Origin of the sequence: Chelativorans salis (assembly GCF_025336525.1) — a bacterium.
GTDB lineage: Bacteria > Pseudomonadota > Alphaproteobacteria > Rhizobiales > Rhizobiaceae > Chelativorans > Chelativorans salis.
This window is the reverse complement of sequence record NZ_JAOCZP010000003.1, coordinates 146,425-170,916: the sequence shown is the minus strand read 5'-3', so window position 1 is coordinate 170,916 and position 24,492 is coordinate 146,425. Positions and strand designations below refer to the sequence as shown.

The window sequence follows — 24,492 nt, the reverse complement described above, 5'->3', positions numbered from 1 at the left end:
TCGTCCGGCAAACGCTGAGGAGCCAGCGCAAGACGGAGAAGCCGCCGAGGAGGCAGGATTTGGAACTTGAGTTCCTGCCAGGCCATCTGGAGATACTGGAACGATCGCCCTCGCGGGTGGGGCGCCTGGTCGCTTTGGCAATAATGGTCCTTTGCACACTTGCCCTGCTATGGTCGATTTTCGGCAAGATCGACGTCATCGCCTCGGCCCCTGGAAGGATCATCGCCAGCCAATATTCCAAGGTCGTACAGGCGCCGGAACTAGGCGAGATCAGCAGCATTCATGCAAGCGATGGCCAGTCCGTAACCCGCGGGGACATTCTGGTCGAGCTGGTCCCCATCAGCGCCGAAGCAGAGGCCGAGCGTCTCGACGCCCAGGTCGAATTTTCCATTCTGGAAATTACGCGACTGGAAGCGCTACTTACGGATGATCCCGGGAGCTTCGATCCGCCCAAGGGTATCGCCCCCGCCAAAGTGGCGCGTGTGCGGGAGCGGCTGATGAGTGCATATCAGGAACAGCAGGCGGAAGAAGAAACCTTCACCGCCCAACTTGCGCACAACACGGTCCAACAGGAGGCCGCCCAGCGCGACATAGTAGAATTGGAGATGCTGCTTTCCAATATGCGCGAGCGCTATGAGGGCAGAGAGGAGCTCTTTAAAAAAGGCCATTTCCCGCGCCTGAAGCTTCTGGAGCTTAAGGAGCAGTTGCTCAGCCGCGAAAGGGAGCTGCTAGCGAAAAGGTCCGAACTCGAAGTGCTGAAGACCGATGTCAAGACGCTCGAAAGTCAAAGGCAGCAGCAAAGAACTGAGCGGCGTAGAACCCTTATGGAGCAGCTCGACCAAGAGCGCCGAAAGCTTGTGGACCTGAGGCAAGAGCACATCAAGGCCAAAGAAAGGGCGCGGCACTTGACCATTCGCGCCCCCGTCGACGGTGTGGTCCAGCAGCTGGCAGTCCATACGATCGGCGGCATCGTGACGGCGGGACAAGAACTGATGATGGTCGTGCCTGACGAAGCAGCCTTGGAGGCCGAGGTGAAGGTACTGAACAAGGACATCGGCTTCCTGCTTCCGGGCCAGCCGGTGGAGCTGAAGATAGAAAGCTTTCCCTACACGCGCTATGGAACCGTTAAGGGGAAGATCCTGCATGTTTCACGCGACTCTGTTACCGACGAGCAACTCGGGCTGATCTATCCTGCACACATACGTCTGTCGGCGCGCGCGATCGCCGTCGATGGCAAGGACGTGCTCCTGGCCACTGGCATGCAGGTCACCGCCGAAATCAAAACCGACAGCCGCCGCGTCATCGACTACCTGCTGAGCCCGCTCATGGATCATCAGCACAATGCAATGCGCGAGCGATAGATGGACGCGGTAGTTGAAGCCGTTGCGCAAGCGCGCAGGAGCGGCGCTGGGGATGTGAAGGCCAGTCTCGCACAGGACAGCGGTCTGCAGGCGCTGATAGCCGCTGCCCGCAGCCTCGGCAAAGCTGCTGATGCCTGGCAGGTCTGGCATATCGAGAGTCCTACGGAAGGTATTTTCCAGGAGATGGACATCCTGCGGGCGGTCAAGCGGCTTGGCTTGCGGGTCCGCGCTGCCGAAATCCGGTTCGAGAGATTGCGTTTCCTACCTTTGCCTGCGCTTCTCCGCGAACGCGACCACGGGCAATACTGCGTTCTGCAAGCAGTCACGGACTCAGAGGTGCAACTGCTCTCGCCAACAGATGGCCGGCGGCTGCGTCTCTCCCACGCCGACGTCCGGCAGCGCTTTTCTACGCGCATCATACTTGTGGGGGCAGGTGCACCGGCTGCGGAGGAAGAGGGGAAGTCCTTCGATCTGGGGTGGTTTCTGCCGTCAATCCTGAAGCACGCGGCGAGCTTCCGCATGGTCATCGCGGCTGCCTTCGTGCTTCAACTATTCGCACTGGCCTCTCCCAAGCTGTCGGAGCTCGTCATCGACCGCGTGCTCGTCAGCCGTGGGCTGCAAAGCCTCGAAGTGCTGGCAATCGGAATGCTGGGTATAGCCCTCTTCAATCCGCTCATGGAATATTTGCGCGGCCTCGTCTACGCGCATCTGGCAAGCTGCGTGAATGCAGAGTTCTCGACAAAGCTGTTCCGCCACTTGGTGCATCTGCCGCTCGGCTTCTTTACCAAACGGCAGGTCGGCGAAATCATCGCGCGTGTGCGGGAGCTCGATCACATACGCAGGTTCCTGATCGGATCCGCCCTGATCCTGTTGCTGGATCTTGTCTTTGTAGGCGTCTTCGTCGCCTTCATGTACAGCTATGCGGTCGATCTTGCTTCGATCGTCCTGGGTTCGTTCGTCGTCTACCTAGTCTTCTGGATAATCGTCGCCCCATTTCTGCGGCGCTGCATGAAGCGTGAATTGGAGCGGCATGCCGACAACACCGCCTACCTAACCGAAGCGATCACGGGAATCGAGACGGTGAAGTGCCTAGCGATAGAGGAGCGTTTTTCCCGCGACTGGGAAGATCGGCTGGCCTCCCTTCTCAGAACTTCCTTCAAGGCTACGATGCTCAGCGAATGGGCCGGCGGCGGTATCAGTCTCGTTCACAAGGTTACCAGCGCCATTCTCCTTTGGTTCGGCGTGCACCATGTGCTCGCCGGCGATCTGTCGGTGGGCCAGCTGGTCGCCTTTAACATGCTGGCCGGCCACGTCACCATGCCGGTCCTGCGTCTCGCCCAGATCTGGCACGACGTCCAGCACACGGGCGTTTCCCTCAAGCGTATCGGCGATATACTCAACGAGAAGACGGAGACCGGGTCGGTGGAAAGCCGCACCCCTCTCCATAAGGTCCGCGGCGAGATCGAGCTGCGAAACGTCACCTTCCGCTATAGCGAGGCCGCACCGGAGGCGGTACGGCGACTGAGTTTGAAAGTCGCCGCCGGCGAAAAACTAGGGGTGACCGGGCGCAGCGGCTCGGGGAAGAGCACAATCACCAGGTTGATCAAGCGGCTTGACGTGCCACAAAGCGGCCAGGTGCTCGTCGATGGCGTAGACCTTGCCATGGCCGATACCGCCACACTGCGCAAGAACATGGGTATTGTCCTGCAGGAAAGCTTCCTGTTCGATGGAACCATCCTTGAAAACCTCCGACTCGGTAATCCTCTGGCGACGACGGAAGAGTTGGTAGAGGCAGCCCGGCTCGCCGGCGCCCATGAATTCGTCATAAACGACCTGCCAAACGGGTATGACACCCAAGTAGGTGAGCGTGGTGGCTTGCTTTCGGGCGGGCAGCGGCAGCGCATCGCCATCGCACGCGCTCTGGCAGCACAGCCGCCAATCTTTATCTTCGACGAGGCGACCAGTGCGCTCGACTACGATTCGGAAGCGGCGATCATAGAACGTCTTCCGGATGTCCTGGAGAACCGCACAGCGATCATCATCACCCATCGCCTGAACGCCATGCGCCTATGTGATCGTATCGTCGTTCTCGAGCATGGCGAAATTGTCGAGGAAGGCTCCCATGCGGACTTATTGAAGCATGGAGGGCACTATGCAGATCTCTGGTGGCAGCAAAACGAGGATCTTTAACGAAATCGAACGGGCTCCCCGCCGAGATCATCTACCGCTCGATTTCCCCCCATTCTTTGGTCCGCGTCTTCAGGCGAACATCGGCACGATGTACTCTTTACATTACATCTGACTTCTACCCGCCCATAGCCTTCCTTAGCCCGGATGATCTGGATGCAATGTACCGCACGCAATTGAAAAACAAAAAGTCTTCACCATCGCTCCGATGATGGACTGTGCAGAAAGTTCATGGATTGCAGCTGGATACGGGAACACCCCGTGCAAATTCAGTGCGGTGAGGGGGCGAAAGTCAGCCGCGCCGGCGTGCACCTTGAGCGTCGTCCGGTCCAATCGTGATCTCGCGAACGGCGATTCAGAACCGTCGGGGTAGGGGCTCGTCCTGGGTCATAATTTGAGGGTCGCGGCATTCACACGCTGCCCTTGCATGTCGCCACCGGAGTTCTGGGTCATCGACGTTCGAGTCGGAGGAGCGCTGCCGCCTTTCCCCACACTGCATCTCGCCGCGATATGCACTTCGTTGCAGCGCATAGTTTTTGACGTGCTTGGGTACGGGCGCAGATATGGCTCCCACACAAGCCATCCAGCGCGTCGGTCCGCGATCGCCCATCTGGTGGTTCGACAGCTTTTCGATTTCGGCATCAGCGAATGTAAATCGTGACGACTCCCTTGTCGTCCATGGTCGCGGCGACGACGCGTCCTATCTCGACCGAACGGCGTTTGAGTTCCTGTTCGATTAAGTCATTGCCTATGATCGCGGTTTGCATCATCGCCCAACCGTCATCGGTGTTGCCGAGGGCCGTCTCCAGCGCTTGATATTCGTCGCTTGACTCGAAGGCGCTCAGGTCCACGACATCAAGACGAACATAGGAATCGATCGCACGGACCTCGTTCGCGCTCAGATCGTTGACCCCAAGCGCGGCTATGATTTCGTGGACACTCATTTCGCGAGCGGCTAGGTCGCCTTCTGCTGCGGCCACCGCCCAGCTTCCGAATGCGATCAACGCGATGAGCCAGATAGCACTCGATTTCATCGCAATTCCTTGTCGACAGGGACCCTCGTCAATTGTTGCACACGGCACCTCCCGCTGTCACTTGATAACGCGCACCACCAGCCGGCGAGGACGACGGCGAGTAATGTGCATCGACCCTCACTCGAAACCGAGAGCTAAATTATGTGTGCGTCCGTCCAGCGGAACGCGCACGCATGTTCTGGAGCACTGAAGAGGTTCGCCGTCCATGACAGCCGACCAGGCACCGGTATCGCGTTGCATCGAGTTGTCCACGCGGATGTCGTAGTGGGTTTCATCCATCCGCACGGTGGCTTCAAACCCCGGCCAGGCCGATGGGATACACGGGTTGATGATGAGAAACGCCCCCTCGCGCCGAATGCCCAGAATGCCCTCGATGCCGGAACGGTACATCCAGGCGGCGGAGCCGGTGTACCAGGTCCATCCGCCCCGGCCGACATGCGGCGCGACGGAATAGACGTCGGCGGCAACCACATAGGGTTCGACCTTGTAGCGTTCGATTTCCTCGGGCGTAAGCGCGTGGTTGATCGGGTTGAGCAGCGCGAACAGATCGTGTGCCTTGTCGCCCGCCCCCGATTTTGCAAGGGCCAGGATCGCCCACATGGCCGCATGGCTGTACTGGCCGCCATTCTCGCGCAGGCCCGGCGGATAGCCTTTGATGTAGCCGGGGTCGCGCGGCGTCTTGTCGAAGGGCGGCGTGAACAACAGTGCCATGCCGTCTTCACGGCGGACGAGATGCTTTTCCAGCGACGCCATTGCCGTTGCCGCCCGCGCCGGGTCGGCGGCGCCCGACAGGACGGCCCAGGACTGGGCGATGGAGTCGATCCGGCATTCCTCACTGTCCTTCGAGCCGAGCCAGGTGCCGTCGTCGAAGGTCGCGCGGCGATACCATTCACCGTCCCATGCGTGCTTTTCGAGCGCCTCGCGCACGGAGGCTGCGTGAGCGCGCCAGCGTTCGGCGCGGCTCGGGTCGCGGCCTTCCGCCAGAGGCGCGAACAGCTCAATGGTGCGCAGAAGCAGCCAGCCGAGCCAGACGCTCTCGCCCTTGCCGCCTTCGCCGACGCGGTTCATGCCGTCGTTCCAGTCGCCCGTACCCATAAGGGGCAGGCCGAGCTTGCCGGTCAGTTCCAGGCACTGGTCGAGACCGCGGGCGCAGTGCTCGAAGAGCGAGGCGGATCCGGCCGCCCCCGTTGGATGAAAGAACGCGTCGTGCTCGCCGGGGGCAAGCGGCGGACCGTCGAGAAAAGGGACGGTCTCATCCAAAACCGCGGCATCACCCGAAGCATTCACGTAGGTCGACGCGGCGAATGCGAGCCAGACGCGGTCGTCCGAAATCCGCGTGCGGACGCCTTGCCCCGACTGAGGCAGCCACCAATGCTGGACATCGCCTTCGACGAACTGCCTGCCGGCCGCGCGCAGGAGATGGCGCCGCGTCTCTTCGGGCCTTGTCAGCGTCAGGGCCATTCCGTCCTGAAGCTGGTCGCGGAAACCGTAGGCGCCGCTCGCCTGATAGAAAGCCGAGCGCGCCCAGATGCGGCAGGCGAGCGTCTGGTAGAGGAGCCAGCCATTGAGCATGATGTCCATCGCACGGTCCGGTGTCTTGACCTGGACCGTCTGCAAAAGGCTGGTCCAGTGATCCGTCACCTCCTGGAGAACCGCATCGAGATCCGCCGCGCGATAACGCGCGAGCAGCGCCTGGACCTCATCCTGCGAGCCGCACTGCCCGAGAAACGAGACAATCTCTACTGTCTCGCCCGCGCCGATTTCGATGGTCTGCTGCAGGGCCGTGCAAGGATCGAGGCCGGCGCCGGTGGTCCCCGACAGCGGTCGATGGCCGTTGAGCGCGCCAGGTGCCGACGGGTTGCCGTAGCGGCCAAGGAATTCGGCCCGGTCGGCTGTCCATGCGGTCTGCCGCCCGCCAAGATCGGCAAAGGCGAAGCGGCCGGAGGAATTGATGCTCCAGGGATTACGCGCCAGCATCGCGCCGGTCGCCTCGTCGATCTGCGTCACCAGGAAGGGCGCCGTGGCGCTGCGCGAGGTGCCGAGCACCAATTCAGCATAGCTCGTGACCGACACGCGGCGGGGACGACCGGAAACGTTTCGAAGGGTCAGGCGCGAGATCTTGATGGGGTCGCCGAGAGGGACGTATTGCAGGAGATCGAGCGCGATGCCGTTCGCCTCGTGCTCGAAGCGACTGTAGCCGAAACCGTGGCGCGAAACATAGGTGCCGCTGCCGCGGATCGGCTGCGCGGACGGGCTCCACAGATCGAGAGTCTCTTCGTCGCGGATGTAAATCATCTCGCCGCTCGGATCGACCACTGGATCATTCGACCATGGCGTAAGCTGGTTCTCCCGGCTGTTTTCTGCCCAGGTGTAGCCGCTTCCCTCCGCCGAGACCTGAAAGCCGAAATCGGGGTTGGCGATCACATTGATCCATGGCGCGGGCGTGACGGCGCCGCGGTCGAGGATCGTCACATATTCCCGTCCGTCCTTGTCGAAACCACCAAGCCCGTTGAAGAACTCGAGCGGCGGCGCGTGCGGCGCAGGCGGCTCGGAGTTCTGCCGCACGGGCTCTTGCAGGAGGGAGATCGTGGGGTCATCGACGGATGGAGTTGGCAAACGATCGAGTTGTTCGGCTATCGATCCAAGGCGTGCCGAGCATATGACACGGGCAATCGAACGGAGCCGGTCGCGCGCCTCCGCGCTCATTAGATCCGCGCGAAGCGCGTAGACAGAGCCTTGCGCGAGTTCCGCCCCGAAGCGCGGCCGCGATTGACTACTGCGCACGGCGGTCTCGATGGCGACTTGCAGGTCCTGCGTATAGGAGGATGCGCGCTCGTTGACGATCACCAGGTCAACGGCGAGGCTTTTCATGCGCCAATATTCGTGAGCGCGCAGCAGCTGGCGGACCTGGGCCATGTCTTCGGGATCGTCTATACCCAAGAAGACGATCGGCAGGTCGCCGGAAATGGCGAGATGCCAGAGGCCGGATTGCGAACCGGCACCGCGGACAATCTCCTCGGACGGCGCCCTGTAGCGAGGGTCGGCGTAGAGGATGGGGGCGGCCAGGCGCTGAAAGTCCGCCGCCTCTCCGGCATCGACATCAAGATGGCGAAGCTGGACCTGCCCTTGGGTCCACGCTAGCGTCCTGGCGCGTTCGAATGCGCTGCGGTCGTGGTGTTTGTCGATCATGTCCATGAGCTCGGCGCGCGACGATGCGACGACGGTCCAGTAGGCGATACGCGCGACCTTTCCGGGCGCGATCCTCACGCGCTGGCGCAGCGAGAAAATGGGATCGAGTACCGTCCCAACGGTATTCGAGAGCGGCCCATCTTCCGCCACTGCTGCTGCGGTGCCCATCGAGCGGCCGCGCCCGACAAACCGGGCCCGATCGGTCTCGTACTGCGGATCGGAGACGATCTCGCCTTCGACGACGGCGAGATGGGCAGCCCATACCTGCGGTTCAGCGTGCGAGCGCAGGCGGCGCGTTGCAACGAGCGCGCCGAATTCGGCGGCATGCTCGGTCTGGACGAACATCTTGGAGAACGCCGGATGCGCCATGTCGGCGGCCGGCGGAGCCAGAACGATTTCGGCGTAGGATGTGATCTCGATCTCGCGCGGCCGCCGCCCTCCATTGCTCAAGGACACGCGGCGCACCTCGCAGTCGTCTTCGCCGGAGACCAGAACATCCATTGTGGTCGTCAGATTGCCATCGCGGCGGATGAACTGGGCGCGATCCTCATCGAAGATGACTTCGCGATGCTCTCCTTCGATGCCGAGCGGCTGGGCGCCGGCGGACCAGACGTCTCCGCTTTGGGTATCGCGCAGGAAGATGAAGGAGCCCCAGTCGTCGCGGGTGGCGTCCTCGCGCCAGCGTGTGACGGCGATGTCGCGCCAGCGGCTGTAGCCTGCACCTGCGGCAGTGAGCATCACCGCGTAGCGGCCGTTCGACAGCAACTGGGTGACCGGCGGCCCCGCCGTGGTGGCGGTAAGGCGGCGTGAAGTCGGGATTCCCGCATCCGCCGTCGCCGGGGAAACCTTCACCTCTTCGGCCTTCGGATGGCCGGTCACGACATTGCGGGGCATGCGTTCCTGCAACAGGAGTTCGCACGCCTGGATCATCGGCTCACGATGGAAACGGGCACGCATCTCGCCATCGTGCAGCGTGTTGGCGATGGCGACGATGGTCATTCCCTGATGATGAGCCATAGACGTGCGGACGACGGCGAAATTCTCCTTTTCAGGAAGGCGCGATCGTGTGAAATCCAGCGCTTCGAAGAAGCCACAGCGGCCCCCAGCGCCCATTTGTGCGAGGCGAGCGTAGTTCTCACACGCGCCGTGCGGGTCTATCATGGCCGCAAGCCCCGTCGCGTAGGGTGCGACAACCGCGTTTTCGGAGAGACCGCGCTTCAGACCGAGACCTGGAACGCCGAAGTTGGAGTACTGATAGGTCAGCTCCATATCGCGGGCGTTGTAGGCGGACTCGGAGATCCCCCAGGGAATGCCGAGCGACCGTGCGTAAGCCTGCTGGCGCTCGACCACCAGCCGATTGGTCTGTTCGAGCAGACTGCCGGCGGGAGCGCGCATGACGAGCGACGGCATCAGATATTCGAACATCGAGCCGGACCAGGAGATCAGCGCCGACCCGCTCCCCAGAGGTGTCGCGGCGCGTCCCAGGCGGAACCAGTGCCGTGTCTCGACATCACCCTTGGCGATGGCGAAGAGGCTTGCAAGCCGGGCTTCCGAAGCGAGCAGATCGTAACAGCTTGGGTCGAGGCTATCGTCTGCGAGGGAATAGCCGATCGACAACAGCTTGCGTTCGGGATCGAGAAGGAAGGCGAAGTCCATCGCCAGCGCCATCTCGCGCGCATCCGCGGCAAGCGCCTGCAGTCGGTTTTTCAGAACGGGGTTCCCGGATCGGTCACGTGCATGTTCGGCCACGGTCTTCTTGAGGGACTCGATCCAGAAGACGAGATCCGGGGCGCTGTCTTCGATATCCGTCGGAACTAGATCGCGCGCTGTGGCGGCAGCCTTGTCAGCCAGGCGCGTCAGCACGGGGGACAACGCGTCGAGCGTCTGCGGACCGTTCAACAGGGATTCGATGTCGTCAAGCATCAGGGAGAGTTGGGCTTCGCGGTGGTTCCCGGACACGGCATCGAGCGCTTGACGTGCAAGTTGGATGCTGTCCGTCATGCCGAGCCGGGCACTTGGCGCAATGCCATCGTTGATCCACGCCTCGCACGCATTGGCGAGCACGATCAGATGCCCGGCAAGGTTGCCGCTGTCGACCGACGAGATGTAGGCGGGTTCGAGAACACGCAGGTCCTGCGTCGCATACCAGTTGAAGAAGTGGCCTTCGTGCCGTGCGAGCCCACGCATGGTCTGCAACGTGGCTTCCAGCCGCTCCACCGTTTGGACCGTACCGGCCCAGCCGAAGTCGCGGGCGGCAACCGTGGAGATGAGATAGAGCCCGATATTCGTGGGCGACGTCCTGTGCGCGACGACAGGCTTCGGATCCTCCTGGAAATTGTCCGGGGGCAGCATGTTGTCTTCGGGCGTCACGAAGGTTTCGAAGAAGCACCACGTACGACGTGCGATGAGGCGCAGTTCGGTCGCATCCGGATCGGAAACCGCAAGGCGCGGTCCGGCCTTCGGCGACCGGCTTGCCCACAAGGCGAGCGCCGGCGCGGTCAGCCACAACAGTGCGAAGGGCAGAACGAGCGGCCAGGAGGAAGGCGACAGCGCAACGGCGCCCACGGCCATGACAAGCCCAAGCAGCGTGCCGGAAGCCATGCGGCGATAGAAACCGGCGAAGTTCAGACGCGGGCTTCCCTTCGATTGCGCGGCCGTGGTCCATTCCAGCAGATGGCGGCGGGACCCGAAGAGCCGCACCAGCGTCCTGAGGATCGCGTCGCCCATTCGCCACGCTTGGTCGGGCAGGAAAACGATGGAAAGGACGCTCTGGACGGCTGCAAGGCGCAGGTCTGCGGCAAGCGTGGCGACATGATTGCGCAAGCGAATGCCGGCGCGGTGCGGCACCAGGGTGAACAAAATCGGCAGGAATGCCGGGATCGCGACGGCGGCAAGAAGAAGCGCGGTTCCCGTTATCGCGGCCGGAAGCGGCATCAGCCATGTGAGCCCCAGAGCGAGGAGCGTGAACGGCGCCAACAGAGAGCGCCTCAGATTGTCCAGCATCTTTCCGCGGCCGATGGAGGGAACCGCAAGGTGTCCGCTGCGTAGTCCGGTAACCCAGGGAAGGAGCTGCCAGTCGCCACGCGTCCAGCGATGCTGACGCTTGGCAGAGACGTCGTATCGGGACGGAAATTCCTCGATCACCTCGACATCGGACGCGAGGCCGGCGCGGGCGAACACTCCTTCGAAGAGATCGTGGCTGAGCATGGTGTTCTCGGGCACGCGGCCAGCCAGAGACGCCTCGAAGGCGTCCACATCGTAGATGCCCTTGCCGGTATAGGTGCCTTCGCCGAAGAGGTCCTGATATACGTCCGAGGCGGCAGCCGCATAGGGATCGATGCCGCCGGGGGCGGAGAAAACGCGCTGGTAAAAGGATCCTTCGCGGCCGACCGGAAGCGAGGGCGTGACGCGCGGCTGGAGAATGCCGTAGCCGTCGACGACACGCTGCTCGGCAGCGCTGAAGCGCGGTCGATTGAGCGGATGCGCCATCTTGCCGATCAGACGGTGCGCGGCATCGCGTGGCAGCCGCGTGTCAGCATCCAGCGTGATGACGTAGCGCACATCGGCCGGCACCTGCGGCGGCCTCCCGCCTATGGGCATGAAGGTGGTGTCCTCGACGCCGCGCAGAAGCCGGTTGAGTTCGTGCAGTTTTCCGCGCTTTCGTTCCCACCCCATCCATTTGCCTTCGCCCGCGTTGAAGATCCGGCGCCGATGCAAGAGGAGGAAGCGGCTTCCGCCGGCGACTGGTTTGTGGCGCCGGTTCAATCGCGCGATCGCCTCGGCGGCTATGTTGAGCAGCCGAGCATCCTCCTCCGTGAACTCCTGATCGGCATCAGTCCCGTCCGTAAGAAGAGCGAAGACGAGGTCTCCGCCGACGCCGGAAAGGTGATGAACCTCAAGTCGTTCCACCTGCTCCAGAAGGTCGGCTTCACTGGTAAGAAGCGTCGGCACCGCAACGAGCGTCCGCATGGATTCCGGAACGCCTTGCTTGAGCGCGAGACCGGGCAGGATCGTCGCGCCGAAACTCCAGGTCATCGCACGGTTGACGAGAGCGGTCGCAACCTCGGTCGCGGGGAAAAATGAGATCAAAGCGAACAGCACGAGCCAGCCGGTGTCGAGGCCGGGACGCGAAAGCGCCCACAGCGCGATGGCCAGCAACATCACCGTGACAAGCAGGATCGACCCGATATAGCCGCCAATGCCGAGGCGCGTGTTGAAGCGGCTGATCCGCAGCCGTGGGGGTGGCCGGAACCGGATCGCCCGCTCAAGTGCCGCGCGGCCCTGGGCGATCAGATGGTAGCCGGGATCCCCGGCGCGCTTCGCGCCGGCTGTACCGTCCGCTTCAGCCGCCGCTCCCCGTGCAGCTTCGAGCACGCGGTCCACAATCTCGAGTTCCGAGAACGACGAGCCGCGGGCCAATTGCTCGATCGCGTTCCTGTAAAGGTCGCGGGTTGGGAAATCCATGCCGGCAAAGGCGCTTCCCGCCCGCAACCGCTCGTCAACCAGGCTTACGCTTTCGAACAGCTCGGCCCAGTCGATATCGGAGATCAGCCGCATGCTGGTGACGATGTTGCGCACGGTGACATTGGATGCGCCCTGCCTTTGCTGGGCATGCTGCACCACAGCGTCCACAGACACGTCTTGCAGCGCAAGACGCTCCTCCAGCCATCCGAGCGCGGGCGTCGTTTCGGGGTCCTGGTTCCTCAACAGTTTGGCCAATTGCGCGGCGAAGTCTTCCGACAACGGTTCCGGTGAGCGGGAGGCGATATCCGTTTCAAGCGCGGTCCTGCCGCAGTCGGATGCAAGAAGCCGCTCGGCCAGTGCCGCCGCATCCGCGCGCGCCGCGCGGCCCACAGTCATCTGATCGGCCAGCCGGCGGAGGTTCTCGATGAGGACAATGCGCAGGGTGATCGCCACTGCCCACAGCTCGCCGATCGTCAGGGGCTGAACCCGCTGATAGGCCACGAGAAACCGCCGCAGCTTCTCGCGGTCGAAGAGGCTGTCGGTATGCGCAACGAACGCCCAGGCAACCCCGAGTACCCTCGGGTAGCCCGCAAACGGTCCTTCGCTCAGTTTCGGCAATTGGCGATAATAGCCGGGAGGCAGATCGTCCCTGATCTCGCGGATCTGCTCCTCGACCAGGTGATAATTGTCCAGCAGCCATTCCGCGGCGGGGACCACGCCCCTGCCGCTTTCCAATTCCGCGGCACTCGCCCGATAAGCGGCAAGCAAAACGGCGGCATTGTCGTTGAGCCTCGTGTGCAGGGGCAGGACGGCGGGAGGCCGGTCGGTTACCGGCTGTGCGGCAGCAAGGCTTTCCGCGTGCTGCTCCAGCCGCTCGACGCTGAAGAGCTCCTCCCTCACCGGCGCCCCATCATTCCATGGCGGTGACGAGGAGCGAAGCCCCAGGAGGCGAAGGATGGATTTCAATGAGTGCCTTTCCAGCCCGAGCGTGAGTGGCGCCGAATGGGCCGATTTGTTGAAGCCGTGGCTCCCGTGGGGTTTCGGGCGGGGAGCGGAACCCGCGTCTCTATGTGAGTCGACGGAGGATCAGGGCAGCCGAGATTTGCACCGTCAGTGACGCCACTCCAACCGTGACGGCAGGTCCCCGGCAACGTCGACGTGAGCGGCGTCGCTGGCCTCCGGTAAATGTCTCTCTGAGAAGCGAAGGCTCAGAAGTCGTCCGTCGTCCGTCAGGAGATGAAGATCCTCGCGACCGAATACCTGCCGCAGCGTGTCGGGAGACATCCGGATCTCGCCGCTGCCGGTCACTTCCGCCGGCTTCCTCAGGAAACCGTCAAAATCGTAGTCTATGCGGAAAAGTGTCTTGCCGGCACATTTCAGGACGCCAGTCCCGTGAATTCGACCAAGGTGCTGCATGAATGACTAGTCCTCGTTAGACCGGCTTGCGCGCGCATCCGCGTCCAGAGCTGCCCCCAGTTCCTCCGGGTCGACTTCAACCACCTGATGCCGGCCGGTTTGGACAGACACCGCCGGAATGTGCAGCATCGTGGCCGTGCGCCGGTAGGCAAGAAAGGAAAGACCGAATATCTCCTCCTCGTCGACAACCAGGCGATAGGTTCCTGCAGGCTGCCGGGCCTCGAGGGCGCTCAGCATGAACGGTCGCCTGAACGTGATCTCCGTATCGGTGGTGCGAATGGTCATGGCGGTTCTTCTTCATATTCCCATCGAGGGCGGTCCGGCGAACCACCCGGCTTACCGGAAATCAGCCGCCGTCAACACGTACACGGACCTGCGGGTGTTCCCGTAGATTTCACGTGCGACATCGTGGATCGTGGCGCGCGCTGCATCGAACGCGGCCAGATAATGCGCTTCGCTGGCCGCTGCCGGGCGGAGCGCATTGGTCTCGACGAAGAACGGCACCTCGAACATGCCGTCATGACCGGTGAAACGGACGCGCTGCCCGGCTTCGTCATAGCTGCGGCTTCTATTGGGAAAACTGAGTGTCATGATCGGATACCTCATTGCTGTTGGAAAAGGATGAGAAGTTCTCGTCACGGGCTCGGCTCTGTACATGGCGCGATGCTACGGCGCCGCCCTCGTTCTCCCAAAGACTGATCTCGGGAGCGTCATCATCCGCCCTGGTGTCATGGTCGGACCCGACTGCTGCGCAATAGAACGGGTTACCCCGATCGTCCAAAATCCTGACGACGTCAGGCTCCTGCGGCATGGCGAGCGAGCACAACAGTGATGCGGCTAACTCGACCGCCGCTTCGGCGCCGATCACGTCGCGGGTGACACGGCCAACCGTTGCGTGTGCGCCGTCGCTTGCGCGGATCCTGTTGAACTCAATGACAACTTTCATCCAGACACCTGCTGGCAAAATGCAATCCGCGCCTACATTCGGTTCTTTGCCTTGCCGCGCGTAATGCTGTTGGTGGCCTGCTTGACCTGAGAGCCGAGTGGCGCCTCCACTTTCGCAGGCGCCTTTTCTTGCTTCGGCTTTCTTGTTTCGCGATTGCTGCGCTTCTGCCCTTTAGCCATTGTCAGGCTCCTTCTTCGGGTGCAGCATCGCCCGGGGCGGACGGCGCTGTTAGCTCTTCGAGGCTGTCTTCCGTCGTCACGCGCTCGTGACGTTCATCGTCGTTGCGGATGCGGTACTGAGGTGAATTATCCTCTCTGGCTGGCAGGATCGCTGTAATGCGGTAGGTCTCCGCCGTCGAGGGCGAAAGGCCGAACCTGTTGTTCATGCGGACGGCTTGTCCAATAGCGAAACGGGGGGATGGCATGTTCTTCATCTGTTCTGCTCTGCTCCTTTAGCCGCCTGGCCGTGATGCACGGTTGTGTGCAGCACAGCTTTTGCGGGTCGCGGCACGTCGGTCAGGCTGCAAGCGCGACCGCGCAGCCCTCGGCCGCACGGCGAGTGGCGGACGTGTCGCCGGGCATCGTCGCCCAACCGCCGGCCTCGATGAACTGTCGCTGCCTGTAGGTGCCGTCAAGCGCCTTGAGCTCGACGAGGCGAGCCCTCGAATCGGCTGCGGCGTTGAACCTCTCCACGCATATGAGCGCGGCCAGTTCTCCACGTGAGACATCTCCGGCGGTCGATGCGAGCGTGCGCGACGTGCCGCCCGTGACCCAACCGCCCCAACTGAACCCGACGACCATCGTGGCAACGGCCGTCATGGCGCATGCCCAAACGAGCGTCGATTTCGATGGCTCATAGTTGTTCCAACGCTGGGCGATGGATGTCTTGCCGTTGTTCTGCGTTGCCATGGAACCCTCCTTTTCGATTGTTGTTCCGGCTATGCCCGGTCGTCTCCGACAAGGCCCTTCAGGCACTGCTTAGTATTCATTCCGCCCATGCCGTTTGCGCCGGCCATGGCTGGCGCATCCCTCATGCGGAATATCGGCGAACCGGCATCCTGCGGGGCGCGGACGACCTCGATCATGTCGACATGGCGCCCGGTCTGCGCGTTGAAGCCCGTATCGGAATCCTTCGCGTCCATCAGCCGGCCGACGACGATTGAGCCTTCTACGGCCTTGGATGTGCCATTGCCTTCGACGCGTCGAATGACGACGCGGTCGTGAAGGGGCCGGATTTTCATAGGGTGTTCTTTCTGCGGCCGGGTGTATGGGGCCACACTTTTATATAGGCTCTTTGGCAATCGAATAACAGGAGTGCCAAAAACTATTCGTTCAAGAACGAGGCTCTTCTTATGACGGTCCAGCGATATCGGAGACCAAGTTTCTTGGCTGCGGCCTTGTTCGGACGCCGGACATGCCTATATAAAAATGGATCGATCTTGTTTGATGAACTTTGTTATGCGCCAGAGGCGCTCTGACGATCTTCCCTCTCAGATTCGACCTTAACCGTTTGCCGCGTCATGCGCGGCCAGCACATTCACAACGGCCGATTGAAAGGAAATCGTCATGACCATCGGAACCGTAAAATTCTTCAACGCGACCAAAGGCTTCGGCTTCATCCAACCTGACGATGGCGCTTCGGATGTTTTTGTCCATATCTCCGCCGTCGAACGCGCCGGCATGCGCACCATCGTGGAAGGCCAGAAGCTGAACTTCGAGGTTGTCAAGGACAGCCGTTCGGGCAAGAGTGCCGCGGACAACCTGCACGCTGCATAAGCGTTCGTCTTCGAAACGTGACCACGGATGTACTGGCACGGATCGTCGAGACGAGAGGAGAGGTCGGGCTTCTGCCCGGCCTTTTTGCTTTCAACCCGGTCGGAAGGAGACCGACGACATGGCTGAAGCCATCACCAAAGACAATCTGTTTCGGCCTGCTCCAACGACGCCGCGGAGCAAGGCGGAGCTGACAGACAGCACAGCGCGCGCAATTATCCAGGCGGAAGCCGACAGCCGCGAAGCCAAAACCCAAAGGCTGCGGCAGGCCCGCCTGCAAATGGAAGCGCGGCAACCGAAGCCTGCACCGGCCAAAGGTCGCGGCAAAAAGGCGGCCGGACGCATACGCAACCTGGAAATCTCGTGAAAAGCAACCTTGACGGCGGTGCGGCCGTGGAACCGAAGGGCAGCTCCTGGACTGCGGTTCTCGCGCAGTATCGTAAACCCAGCGCGATCCGCAGTACGGTCGAGATAGCCACAACAGCGTTTCCCTTTGTCGCGTTGTGGACGTTGACGGCGGTGGCTGTTGCGAATGGCTATTGGTGGGGCCTCCTGCTGACGGTCCCTGCGGCCGGCTTTCTGGTCCGCCTCTTCATCCTGCAGCACGATTGCGGCCACGGCGCCCTCTTCGCAAGTCGCGGCGTCAACGATTGGACGGGCCGCGTGATCGGCGTCTTCACGCTCACCCCTTACGACTACTGGCGCCGCACCCATGCGGTCCATCACGCCACGGCGGGCAATCTAGACAAGCGCGGGATCGGAGACGTCAATACGCTTACGGTTAGGGAATATCGCGCGCTGTCCCGGTGGGGACGCGTTCGCTATCGGCTCTATCGCCACCCTGCGGTGATGTTCGGTCTCGGTCCGGCCTGGCTGTTCATCTGCCAGTACAGATTGCCGCTCGGCCTCATGCGTGCCGGTATCCAGCCCTGGACGTCGACGATCGCCACCAACATCGGCGCGGCGCTTCCGGTGGCCGGTCTGATGTGGCTGATGGGGATCGGCCCCTTTCTCATGGTGCAGTTGCCGATCACCTTGATGGCTGCAACCACGGGTGTGTGGCTTTTCTACATCCAGCACCAGTTCGAGCAGACGCATTGGTCGGACGGCGAGGACTGGAAGTTCCAGGATGCCGCGCTGCACGGTAGCTCGCACTATGATCTTCCGTTCCCGCTGCGCTGGATTACGGGGAATATTGGAATCCACCATGTCCACCATCTGGCTGCGAAGGTGCCGTTCTACCGTCTGCCCGAGGTGCTGCGGGATCACCCCGATCTGCACCACGTCGGCCGCATCACGCTTCTTCAGAGCCTCAGCTGCCCCAAACTCGTGTTGTGGGACGAAAAAGCGAAGCGTCTCGTATCGTTTCGAGAGGCTCAGGTGGCCACCTGATCTCCAGCGTCCGGCGCGAAGGGACGTCTCCTGGCGGCGCGACGAACCACCGTGGTCCGTATTCTAATCGGCGCATCGGTTCCACAGTCCGCTCCGTTTGTCGCGCGGACTATGATCACGCCTGGACGATTTCACATGTCGTCAACTGTTCAGAATGATACAGAAGATGACAGTCGCTAATTCAGCAGACCGTAGTACCAGGGTACGAACAGGCTGAAGGCGATCCACAGCAATGCGACCAGCGGTCCGCCGGTCCGAAGGAAATCCGTGAAGCGATAGTAGCCGGGGCCCATCACGAGCAGATTGGTCTGGTACGCGACGGGCGTTGCAAATGAACAGTTGGCGCCGAACAGAACAGCCAGCGCGAACGGCATGGGGTCGCTGTCCAGCCCACTTGCCAGGCCGAGCGCGATCGGCGTGAACAGTATCGCTGTGGCATTGTTGGACAAGACGTTGGTCAGCAGGGCTACCAGCAGGAACAGTGCCGAGAGAACAACCGCCGAACCCGCGCCTCCGGCCAGCCCGATCACGCCCTGCGCGAGATACGCGGCGGCGCCCGTTTCCAACATGGCCGCGCCGAGCGCGAGCGAGGCGCCTACCATTAGAAAAATCCTCCGGTCCAGCGCGGATGTTGCCTGGTTCAGGGTCAAAACGCCGGTAGTCAACATCAGTGCGACACCAGCAACCGCGGCCGCCGCAATTGGCAGGATGCCGACCGCAGCGACAAGCACGGTCCCGGCGAAGATGGCACCGGCTTTCTTCGCGGTTCTCGCGGCGGGCAGTGGCTGTGTGGTGCCGTCGAGCACGACGACGCCCCGATGCTCACGCATCCGGTCCAGCGCTTCTTGGTCGCCCTGTATCACCAGTACGTCACCCTCTCGCAGCACGGTGTCGGTGAGACGGCGCCGGATCACCCGGGACTGTCGCTCGACACCGAGTACCAAACAATTGTAGTGGGCTCGAAAACCAACTTCATCCAGTGAGTAGCCGGCAAGGCGGGACCCTGGCGTGATCATCACTTCGGCAACTATTTGGCCGCGCGAGAGCCTGGCTTCGCGTTCCCCTTCGTTCGCCGGGAGATCCTGTGTTCCCGAGGCGCTGAACATGAGACGCGGAAATTTGGTCTGGGCTTCGGCTAGCGCGTCATACGTCGCCATGACAACCAGAACGTCATCCTCGCGCAGCTTCAGGTTCCCGAACGGGGACACATGGCCATACTCGCCGCGCTGCACGAGGAGGAGACGGGATCCTCGGATGCCAAGGAGGTCAAAACGCGCAATCTTTCCGATCAGCTTCGATTCTTTCCCCACAGTTAATTGAGTGATGAAGCGGCGATTCTTGCCCGTAAGGTGACGTTGCATCGGAGAATGTCGCGGGCGTAGCAGGCGCGGTACGACAAGCACAACGTAGGTCAAACCGACGCTCGCCAGCACGAGGCCGGGAACGGTGAAATCGAAGAAACCTAGCGGCTCTTCACCCAACTGGCTCAGGGCTCCGGATACCAGCAGGTTGGTCGATGACCCGATCAGTGTCGTCATGCCGGCGAGGATGGCCGTGAACGACAGCGGAATCATCACCCTGCTCGGGGGCATCGAGAAGTTTCTCACGATAGTTTCGAGGATAGGAATGAAGATCACCACTACGGGCGTATTATTGACAAAGGGGCTGGCGACGAACACCGTGGCGAAGCAGATGCCGAACGCGAGATGGCGACGTTTGCCGACGCGCTGGAGAAACCGCCTGAGCGCCCAGTCCAGGGCGCCGGAGCGCCACAAACCATTGCCCAGGACAAGGAGCGCCAGCACCGCGATCAGGGCCGGATTCGCGAAACCGGCCAAAAGGCGACGCGAGTCCAGAGGGTTTTCCCCATCGGCATCGGCGAGGGGGAAAAGCTCGAACAGCAGGAGCAGTGCCACCAACACCAAGAGGGAAACGACTTCCACTTGGATACGCTCCCACGCGAAGCCCGCAATCGCGACCACCACCAGCACATACGTCGCCCATATGTGAAATGTACCTCCAAGCGCTTCGGTCATGCTCCGCCCTGTCTGATTGCGTCGATAGGCGTCTAGTCGACACCATCTTCTGTTGCGAGGTGCGGTCGATCAAACTCGTTATATCGGACGTCTTTCGAGCGCCTGCTACCCCTCTACAGAACTTGTCGCCCAAGGCGATAAGGACTGACCGACATGTGGTTGGCTGTTATGCTTGACCGAACGCCAATGTGGTCCTGGCGGGAGCCAAGATCAGGCTAACGAAGAGCAGGACATGGAAACCCGAGAAATGCGATCCACCTTATGCCCCTGTCTCAGAAATCGGCACCACCTCTTCCCGAGGTGATCGGCACCTGGTGGGAGCGCCTTGTCCGGAACGGGGTTTGGCACGAAGCCTTCCGGGAGATGTTCGGCGATGAGCGCCGCGACTATTCCGCGGCCTTGGCCGCGCACTATGCGAACGGCCCGCTGCCCGATTGGAAGGAACGTTACGTCAGCAGCTATGCCGGGTCCCATCCCTGGGAGGACTTCGCCGAGACCTGGGCGCATTATCTGCACATTGTGGATACTTTGGAGACCGCGGCTGCATTCGGCCTCCGCGTCCATCCTCCAGTGAGTCGGCATCCCGCAACCGACATGGATGTCGACTTCGACCCCTGTGAGCAGTGTGCCGTCAACGCGCTGATAGCGGCATGGTTACCTTTGACCTATGCGGTCAACAGTCTCAACCACAGCATGGGACAGCCCGACCTCTACCCCTTCGTGCTGACGCCGGCGGTTATGGGAAAGCTGCGCTTCGTCCATGGGTTGATCCCCGGGAACGGGGCGAGTGAAGAACTGTCATGACCGATCGAAGCAGCACGGACCTGCCGCATGCGATAGCCGACCGCGTTACCAAGCCGTTCGCGCGATTTCTGAAGATCGAGGCGGCAGCAGGAGGACTGCTGCTCCTTGCAGTGCTTATCGCGTTGCTCCTGGCAAACTCACCATGGTCAGCGCAGTTCCTCGCGTTGTGGGAAACGCCGATCGGCCTTCATTTTGGTTCGCTGGATTTCAGCCGTTCATTGCGGCACTGGATCAACGACGGGCTGATGACGTTCTTCTTCTTCGTGATTTCCCTGGAGCTCAAGCGAGAGATTGTCCTCGGTGAATTGCGGAATCTACGAACGGCAGCGCTTCCTTTCGCAGCCGCCCTGGGTGGCATGATCGTTCCGGTGGCCGTCTATTTAGCGTTGATGGGCGGCCAACCGGGAATGCACGGATGGGGGACCGTCATGGCCACCGACACGGCGTTCGTGATCGGTTGTCTCGCGCTGTTCGGCTCCCGTATCCCGCCAGCTCTGCGCCTGTTTCTGTTGTCTCTGGCGATTTTCGACGATGTCGGGGCGATACTGGTGGTGGCTGTCGGCTACGGTGAAGCGTTGAATTGGCTCGCGCTCGGCCTCGGCATGCTTGGGCTTGGCGCAGTCGCAGCTGTTGCCGGTCTCGGGGTCAGAAGCGTTCCTGTCTATTTTCTGCTGGGAGGCATAATATGGCTGTGCTTCGACGCATCCGGCGTCCATGCGACGATCGCCGGTGTTGTTCTCGGCTTGATGACGCCGACGCGCGTATGGGTAAGCGACCAGCGTCTGCGTGCGATCCTCGGGCGTGTACTCGCCTATCGGGGAGGCGAGCGTTGGAGCGGCGACACCGCGAACCGCCGCGACCTCCGACAGGCGAGCAGGGCGGTCACGGAATCGCTTTCCCCGGTGGAGCGGCTGGAAACGATGCTACACCCTTGGGTTGGGTTTGCGGTCATGCCGATTTTCGCCCTGGCCAATGCTGGAGTGGCAATCACTGTCGCGGATATCAGCCAACCGGTCTCTCTGGCGATTTTTGCAGGTCTGGTTCTGGGTAAGCCGATTGGCGTCTTCGGTTTCAGCTGGCTCGCCGTGCGTTTCGGCCTAGCTGCCCGCGCATCCGGTCTAAGCTGGTCCTTCCTGGCAGCCGGCGCCTTCCTGACCGGTATCGGCTTCACCATGTCGCTGTTCATCGCCGGCCTTGCATTTGCCCCAACAATACTCGATGCCGCTAAGCTTGGTATTCTTGCCGGTTCCGTCTTTTCAGCCGTGGCGGGCGTTGCGATGCTGGTCTGGTTGACCTCGCGGGAACGAGCGACCTGATGCGGCCAGTTCGCGTAAGCATCCGCTCGTGACCGCCCCTCCTGCACGTAGTCATCAGTGGGGCTGACTACGGCTCTTTGCGAAGCCAGCTTTACCGAGCGTTCGGCGGCGGGCGAGTTTTTCAATCCTTTTGCGGATTTCGCGTTCTTCGATATCATCCGGGTCAAGCGGGCGACCGCCAGCGGTCGCGCTCATATCAGCAAGTTCCGCCTCAAGCATCGAAATCCGATCAGCCGCCCGGCGCATGAGATGATCGGTACCGACGACATAGCGGAGTGGGTTGTGGATTTCCGCGTCGGCATGTCGTCTTAGCTGGTCGATCAGGTGGCCGTCGGAAGGTGGCGAGATATGCCCTTATGCAAACCCCGCACTCCGTCGGCCAATTGTTCGGAATTTGCGATGCGCAAGTCTAATCTGTGCGGAGCGTAGGAACCCACGGCTGTCGGTAGGCTGCCAGTCCAGCCTCGAGCGCGCGCTCGTCGAGGTGAATCGGGATCATCTTGAGGATCCCGACACGCTCGAATGTTCCAGCACCTCGATCGCAGTCCATGTCGTTTGCACCCAGTGGACTGCCTCGAAATGCTTGCCGTCATCCAGACGCACCCAACACCCGCTGTTTGCCGCGCCGCGGTCAGGCATCCAGGAGATCATTGCAGTCTCGCCAGCGGCGTTTCGGCCAACCAGTGGCTTGCCATCATGAGGTGCGGCGGTCATCGGATGGATGGTCTTGGCCGCGTTGAATTCCTCTTCGGGCGACGGGAGCATGTGCTCTTGCCTGTGATTGGGTGCGACTCCTTCAGCCCTCCACCGGCGAGACGAACAGTCAAGACTGCTATTTAATGCAGTGTGCTTGGCCAAAAGGCTGCGCAAGTCAGCCTCGACCGAGATTCCGTCCGCAAATGCATAGATGAGTAGACGTGCTTGTGCGGTCTCGATGTCGAACCTGCCTTCAGGCCCGGCTGCCCGGACCTCGGCGAGCAGGCATTCAATCATCATCAGGTCGTCGGAAGTAAGATGGGTGGAAGACATGATGTCCTCCTTTGGTCAGGGCCAGGGCGCGACGGCCACCCTCAATCGACGGCGCCCGTGTAAGAAGCCGCCAACTCTTCACCGTACGCTCTTTCTGCATTCACTGCAAAGTGATTCAGGCTCACGTCCGGGTTGCGTCCACTCGCACGGGCGGCTTCAAACCCGGCCAGGCCGGTGGGGATACACGCGCGGTTACCATCCCGCGAAGCGGGATCGTGCATGAGGCGCAAAGCGCCGGCGAGCCAGGCAGCCTACCGTCGGCCTTGAGCGCAAAGACGAATGTGGTCCGCACTTCCTGGTAGATATGGCGCAAAGCGGTCCTGAAAGAAGGCGTCCGTACTGCCGCTTCGGGGCGATAGCCGGACCGGTTCTGATAAGCTTCTTGTTCGCTTGGATCACGTTGGTATCAACAGACTGGCGGGGGAGGGGGGTGACTGCTATTTCTAGCATGGTCACCTGAACCCTGCACCCGGGAAGAAGTGAGATAAGGACGATATGCGCGCGGAAGTGAGTTGCTCGGGGCCGCGATTGGCCATCGCGCCGATGATGGACTGGACGGATCGTCATTGCCGTTTCTTCCACCGCCAGCTTACGCGGCGGGCGCTGCTTTATACCGAGATGGTTGTCGCCGACGCGGTGATCCATGGCGATCGCGACCGGCTGATCGGCTTTGACGCCGCGGAACATCCAGTAGCCTTGCAGCTTGGCGGCAGCGAGCCGGGGAAGCTGGCGGAGGCGGCGCTCATCGGCGCCGATTTCGGCTACGACGAAATCAATCTCAATGTCGGTTGCCCGTCAGACCGGGTGCAATCGGGCACCTTCGGCGCCTGCCTCATGAAGGTGCCGGAATTGGTGGGCGAATGCGTGGCGGCGATGAAGGGCAGGGTATCCGTGCCGATCACTGTAAAGTGCCGCATAGGCGTCGACGATCAGGATCCGGAAGAAGCGCTCGACCGGCTGGCGGAGCATGTTTTCGCGGCCGGCGCCGACGCGCTTTGGGTGCATGCGCGCAAGGCCTGGCTCGAAGGCCTGAGCCCGCGCGAGAACCGCGATATCCCGCCGCTCGATTATGACCGCGTCTATCGGCTGAAGGAAAAATATCTGAAGGAATTCATCGGTGTGAACGGTGGTATTCAGTCACTTGATGAAGCGGTGGCGCACATGGAGCGGGCCGACGGGGCGATGGTTGGTCGCGCCGCCTATCATACGCCTGCCATCCTCGCCGCCGTCGATGGCCGTATTTATGGCGAGGCGGAAGAACCGGTCGACCTTGCGTCAGTCGTCGAGGCGATGGCGGCCCATGCCGCGCGCCACATCGCCACAGGCGGCCGTCTGGCCCACGTCACGCGCCACATGGTGGGCCTGTTCCACGGGCTGCCGGGGGCTCGGCGTTATCGGCAGATCCTTTCCACCGACGCCACTAAGGCCGATGCCGGTCCCGAGGTGCTTCTGAAAGCCTTCGCCGCAGTCGACTGCTCCGCACCCGCCGAGGCGGCGTAAAGGCGCCGTCCTCGGCAATTTACTTTCCCCCGTCGCACGGGCTAGC

Annotated in this window: 22 protein-coding genes; 9 read left to right on the top strand and 13 right to left on the bottom strand. The window is 61.9% G+C overall.

Going from position 1 to position 24,492, the window contains the following annotated elements:
- Positions 1-59: 59 nt before the first annotated feature.
- Both N5A92_RS11010 and N5A92_RS11005 read left to right on the top strand, forming a co-directional pair.
- Positions 60-1,361 (top strand): HlyD family type I secretion periplasmic adaptor subunit, encoded by a 1,302-nt coding sequence (locus tag N5A92_RS11010; protein ID WP_260902608.1) that lies wholly within the window; start codon positions 60-62, stop codon positions 1,359-1,361.
- Positions 1,362-3,551 (top strand): type I secretion system permease/ATPase, encoded by a 2,190-nt coding sequence (locus tag N5A92_RS11005; RefSeq protein WP_260902607.1) that lies wholly within the window; start codon positions 1,362-1,364, stop codon positions 3,549-3,551. It begins immediately after the preceding gene.
- A 135-nt stretch (positions 3,552-3,686) separates the two neighbouring features.
- Here the strand turns inward: N5A92_RS11005 and N5A92_RS11000 are convergent, their stop codons facing one another.
- The 11 genes from N5A92_RS11000 to N5A92_RS10950 form a co-directional block, all read right to left on the bottom strand.
- Positions 3,687-3,881, bottom strand: coding sequence for a hypothetical protein (locus N5A92_RS11000; protein ID WP_260902606.1), 195 nt, complete (start codon positions 3,879-3,881; stop codon positions 3,687-3,689).
- A 308-nt stretch (positions 3,882-4,189) separates the two neighbouring features.
- Complete coding sequence (locus N5A92_RS10995; RefSeq protein WP_260902605.1) at positions 4,190-4,582, bottom strand: hypothetical protein; 393 nt, start codon at positions 4,580-4,582, stop codon at positions 4,190-4,192.
- A 117-nt stretch (positions 4,583-4,699) separates the two neighbouring features.
- Entirely contained in the window at positions 4,700-13,201 is an 8,502-nt protein-coding gene (locus N5A92_RS10990) for a GH36-type glycosyl hydrolase domain-containing protein (RefSeq protein ID WP_260902604.1), read from the bottom strand.
- Between the two features lie 144 nt (positions 13,202-13,345).
- On the bottom strand, positions 13,346-13,651 hold the full coding sequence (locus N5A92_RS10985) for a hypothetical protein (RefSeq protein WP_260902603.1): 306 nt from the start codon (positions 13,649-13,651) through the stop codon (positions 13,346-13,348).
- 6 nt (positions 13,652-13,657) lie between these two features.
- The gene (locus N5A92_RS10980) at positions 13,658-13,936 is read right to left on the bottom strand and encodes a hypothetical protein (RefSeq protein WP_260902602.1); all 279 of its coding nucleotides are present in this window, start codon (positions 13,934-13,936) and stop codon (positions 13,658-13,660) included.
- Positions 13,937-13,987: 51 nt separating this feature from the next.
- Positions 13,988-14,242: a DUF1488 family protein gene (locus N5A92_RS10975; RefSeq protein WP_260902601.1), complete on the bottom strand. Its 255-nt coding sequence runs from the start codon at positions 14,240-14,242 to the stop codon at positions 13,988-13,990.
- Positions 14,220-14,597, bottom strand: a complete 378-nt coding sequence (locus N5A92_RS10970) for a hypothetical protein (RefSeq protein ID WP_260902600.1) — start codon at positions 14,595-14,597, stop codon at positions 14,220-14,222. Before N5A92_RS10970 ends, N5A92_RS10975 begins: the two co-directional genes overlap by 23 nt.
- Positions 14,598-14,629: 32 nt before the next feature.
- On the bottom strand, positions 14,630-14,776 hold the full coding sequence (locus N5A92_RS10965; RefSeq protein ID WP_260902598.1) for a hypothetical protein: 147 nt from the start codon (positions 14,774-14,776) through the stop codon (positions 14,630-14,632).
- 2 nt (positions 14,777-14,778) lie between these two features.
- Entirely contained in the window at positions 14,779-14,982 is a 204-nt protein-coding gene (locus tag N5A92_RS10960; protein WP_313958405.1) for a hypothetical protein, read from the bottom strand.
- A 130-nt stretch (positions 14,983-15,112) separates the two neighbouring features.
- Complete coding sequence (locus tag N5A92_RS10955) at positions 15,113-15,505, bottom strand: hypothetical protein (protein WP_260902597.1); 393 nt, start codon at positions 15,503-15,505, stop codon at positions 15,113-15,115.
- A gap of 29 nt (positions 15,506-15,534) precedes the next feature.
- The gene (locus N5A92_RS10950) at positions 15,535-15,837 is read right to left on the bottom strand and encodes a hypothetical protein (RefSeq protein WP_260902596.1); all 303 of its coding nucleotides are present in this window, start codon (positions 15,835-15,837) and stop codon (positions 15,535-15,537) included.
- A 325-nt stretch (positions 15,838-16,162) separates the two neighbouring features.
- On the opposite strand from N5A92_RS10950, the gene N5A92_RS10945 reads away from it, so the two are divergent.
- From N5A92_RS10945 to N5A92_RS10935, 3 genes are all read left to right on the top strand, one after another.
- A complete protein-coding gene (locus N5A92_RS10945; RefSeq protein ID WP_260902595.1) occupies positions 16,163-16,372 on the top strand; it encodes a cold-shock protein in 210 nt (69 codons plus the stop codon).
- A 118-nt stretch (positions 16,373-16,490) separates the two neighbouring features.
- Positions 16,491-16,736, top strand: coding sequence for a hypothetical protein (locus N5A92_RS10940; RefSeq protein WP_260902594.1), 246 nt, complete (start codon positions 16,491-16,493; stop codon positions 16,734-16,736).
- Positions 16,733-17,761, top strand: coding sequence for a fatty acid desaturase (locus N5A92_RS10935; RefSeq protein WP_260902593.1), 1,029 nt, complete (start codon positions 16,733-16,735; stop codon positions 17,759-17,761). The genes N5A92_RS10940 and N5A92_RS10935 overlap by 4 nt, the downstream gene beginning before the upstream one ends.
- 176 nt (positions 17,762-17,937) lie before the next feature.
- Here N5A92_RS10935 and N5A92_RS10930 read toward each other — a convergent pair whose 3' ends face one another.
- Entirely contained in the window at positions 17,938-19,797 is a 1,860-nt protein-coding gene (locus tag N5A92_RS10930; RefSeq protein WP_260902592.1) for an SLC13 family permease, read from the bottom strand.
- Between the two features lie 261 nt (positions 19,798-20,058).
- Between N5A92_RS10930 and N5A92_RS10925 the strand changes: the two genes are divergently transcribed.
- Genes N5A92_RS10925 through N5A92_RS10915 form a run of 3 tightly spaced genes read left to right on the top strand, consistent with a single transcriptional unit; the run spans position 20,059 to position 22,229 of the window.
- Positions 20,059-20,601, top strand: a complete 543-nt coding sequence (locus N5A92_RS10925; RefSeq protein WP_260902591.1) for a putative zinc-binding metallopeptidase — start codon at positions 20,059-20,061, stop codon at positions 20,599-20,601.
- A complete protein-coding gene (gene nhaA, locus N5A92_RS10920) occupies positions 20,598-21,917 on the top strand; it encodes a Na+/H+ antiporter NhaA (RefSeq protein WP_260902590.1) in 1,320 nt (439 codons plus the stop codon). The genes N5A92_RS10925 and nhaA overlap by 4 nt, the downstream gene beginning before the upstream one ends.
- Positions 21,918-21,974: 57 nt before the next feature.
- Positions 21,975-22,229: a hypothetical protein gene (locus N5A92_RS10915; protein ID WP_260902589.1), complete on the top strand. Its 255-nt coding sequence runs from the start codon at positions 21,975-21,977 to the stop codon at positions 22,227-22,229.
- Between the two features lie 183 nt (positions 22,230-22,412).
- On the opposite strand, the gene N5A92_RS10910 is transcribed toward N5A92_RS10915, so the two are convergent.
- Positions 22,413-22,946, bottom strand: a complete 534-nt coding sequence (locus N5A92_RS10910) for a hypothetical protein (protein WP_260902587.1) — start codon at positions 22,944-22,946, stop codon at positions 22,413-22,415.
- 495 nt (positions 22,947-23,441) lie between these two features.
- Here N5A92_RS10910 and dusA point away from each other — a divergent pair, with 495 nt between their 5' ends.
- Positions 23,442-24,446 (top strand): tRNA dihydrouridine(20/20a) synthase DusA, encoded by a 1,005-nt coding sequence (dusA, locus tag N5A92_RS10905; RefSeq protein ID WP_260902586.1) that lies wholly within the window; start codon positions 23,442-23,444, stop codon positions 24,444-24,446.
- Positions 24,447-24,492: the final 46 nt, after the last annotated feature.

Bases quoted from the DNA above. Each gene is read 5' to 3' on its own strand.
- nhaA (WP_260902590.1), top strand. From the start codon at position 20,598: ATGACCGATCGAAGCAGCACGGACCTGCCGCATGCGATAGCCGACCGC.
- N5A92_RS10970 (WP_260902600.1), bottom strand. From the start codon at position 14,597: ATGAAAGTTGTCATTGAGTTCAACAGGATCCGCGCAAGCGACGGCGCA.
- N5A92_RS10940 (WP_260902594.1), top strand. From the start codon at position 16,491: ATGGCTGAAGCCATCACCAAAGACAATCTGTTTCGGCCTGCTCCAACG.
- N5A92_RS11005 (WP_260902607.1), top strand. From the start codon at position 1,362: ATGGACGCGGTAGTTGAAGCCGTTGCGCAAGCGCGCAGGAGCGGCGCT.
- N5A92_RS10910 (WP_260902587.1), bottom strand. From the start codon at position 22,946: ATGTCTTCCACCCATCTTACTTCCGACGACCTGATGATGATTGAATGC.
- N5A92_RS10995 (WP_260902605.1), bottom strand. From the start codon at position 4,582: ATGAAATCGAGTGCTATCTGGCTCATCGCGTTGATCGCATTCGGAAGC.
- N5A92_RS10945 (WP_260902595.1), top strand. From the start codon at position 16,163: ATGACCATCGGAACCGTAAAATTCTTCAACGCGACCAAAGGCTTCGGC.
- N5A92_RS10955 (WP_260902597.1), bottom strand. From the start codon at position 15,505: ATGGCAACGCAGAACAACGGCAAGACATCCATCGCCCAGCGTTGGAAC.
- N5A92_RS10960 (WP_313958405.1), bottom strand. From the start codon at position 14,982: ATGAACAACAGGTTCGGCCTTTCGCCCTCGACGGCGGAGACCTACCGC.
- N5A92_RS10930 (WP_260902592.1), bottom strand. From the start codon at position 19,797: ATGACCGAAGCGCTTGGAGGTACATTTCACATATGGGCGACGTATGTG.
- N5A92_RS10980 (WP_260902602.1), bottom strand. From the start codon at position 13,936: ATGACCATTCGCACCACCGATACGGAGATCACGTTCAGGCGACCGTTC.
- dusA (WP_260902586.1), top strand. From the start codon at position 23,442: ATGCGCGCGGAAGTGAGTTGCTCGGGGCCGCGATTGGCCATCGCGCCG.
- N5A92_RS10925 (WP_260902591.1), top strand. From the start codon at position 20,059: ATGCCCCTGTCTCAGAAATCGGCACCACCTCTTCCCGAGGTGATCGGC.
- N5A92_RS10950 (WP_260902596.1), bottom strand. From the start codon at position 15,837: ATGAAAATCCGGCCCCTTCACGACCGCGTCGTCATTCGACGCGTCGAA.
- N5A92_RS10975 (WP_260902601.1), bottom strand. From the start codon at position 14,242: ATGACACTCAGTTTTCCCAATAGAAGCCGCAGCTATGACGAAGCCGGG.
- N5A92_RS10985 (WP_260902603.1), bottom strand. From the start codon at position 13,651: ATGCAGCACCTTGGTCGAATTCACGGGACTGGCGTCCTGAAATGTGCC.
- N5A92_RS10965 (WP_260902598.1), bottom strand. From the start codon at position 14,776: ATGGCTAAAGGGCAGAAGCGCAGCAATCGCGAAACAAGAAAGCCGAAG.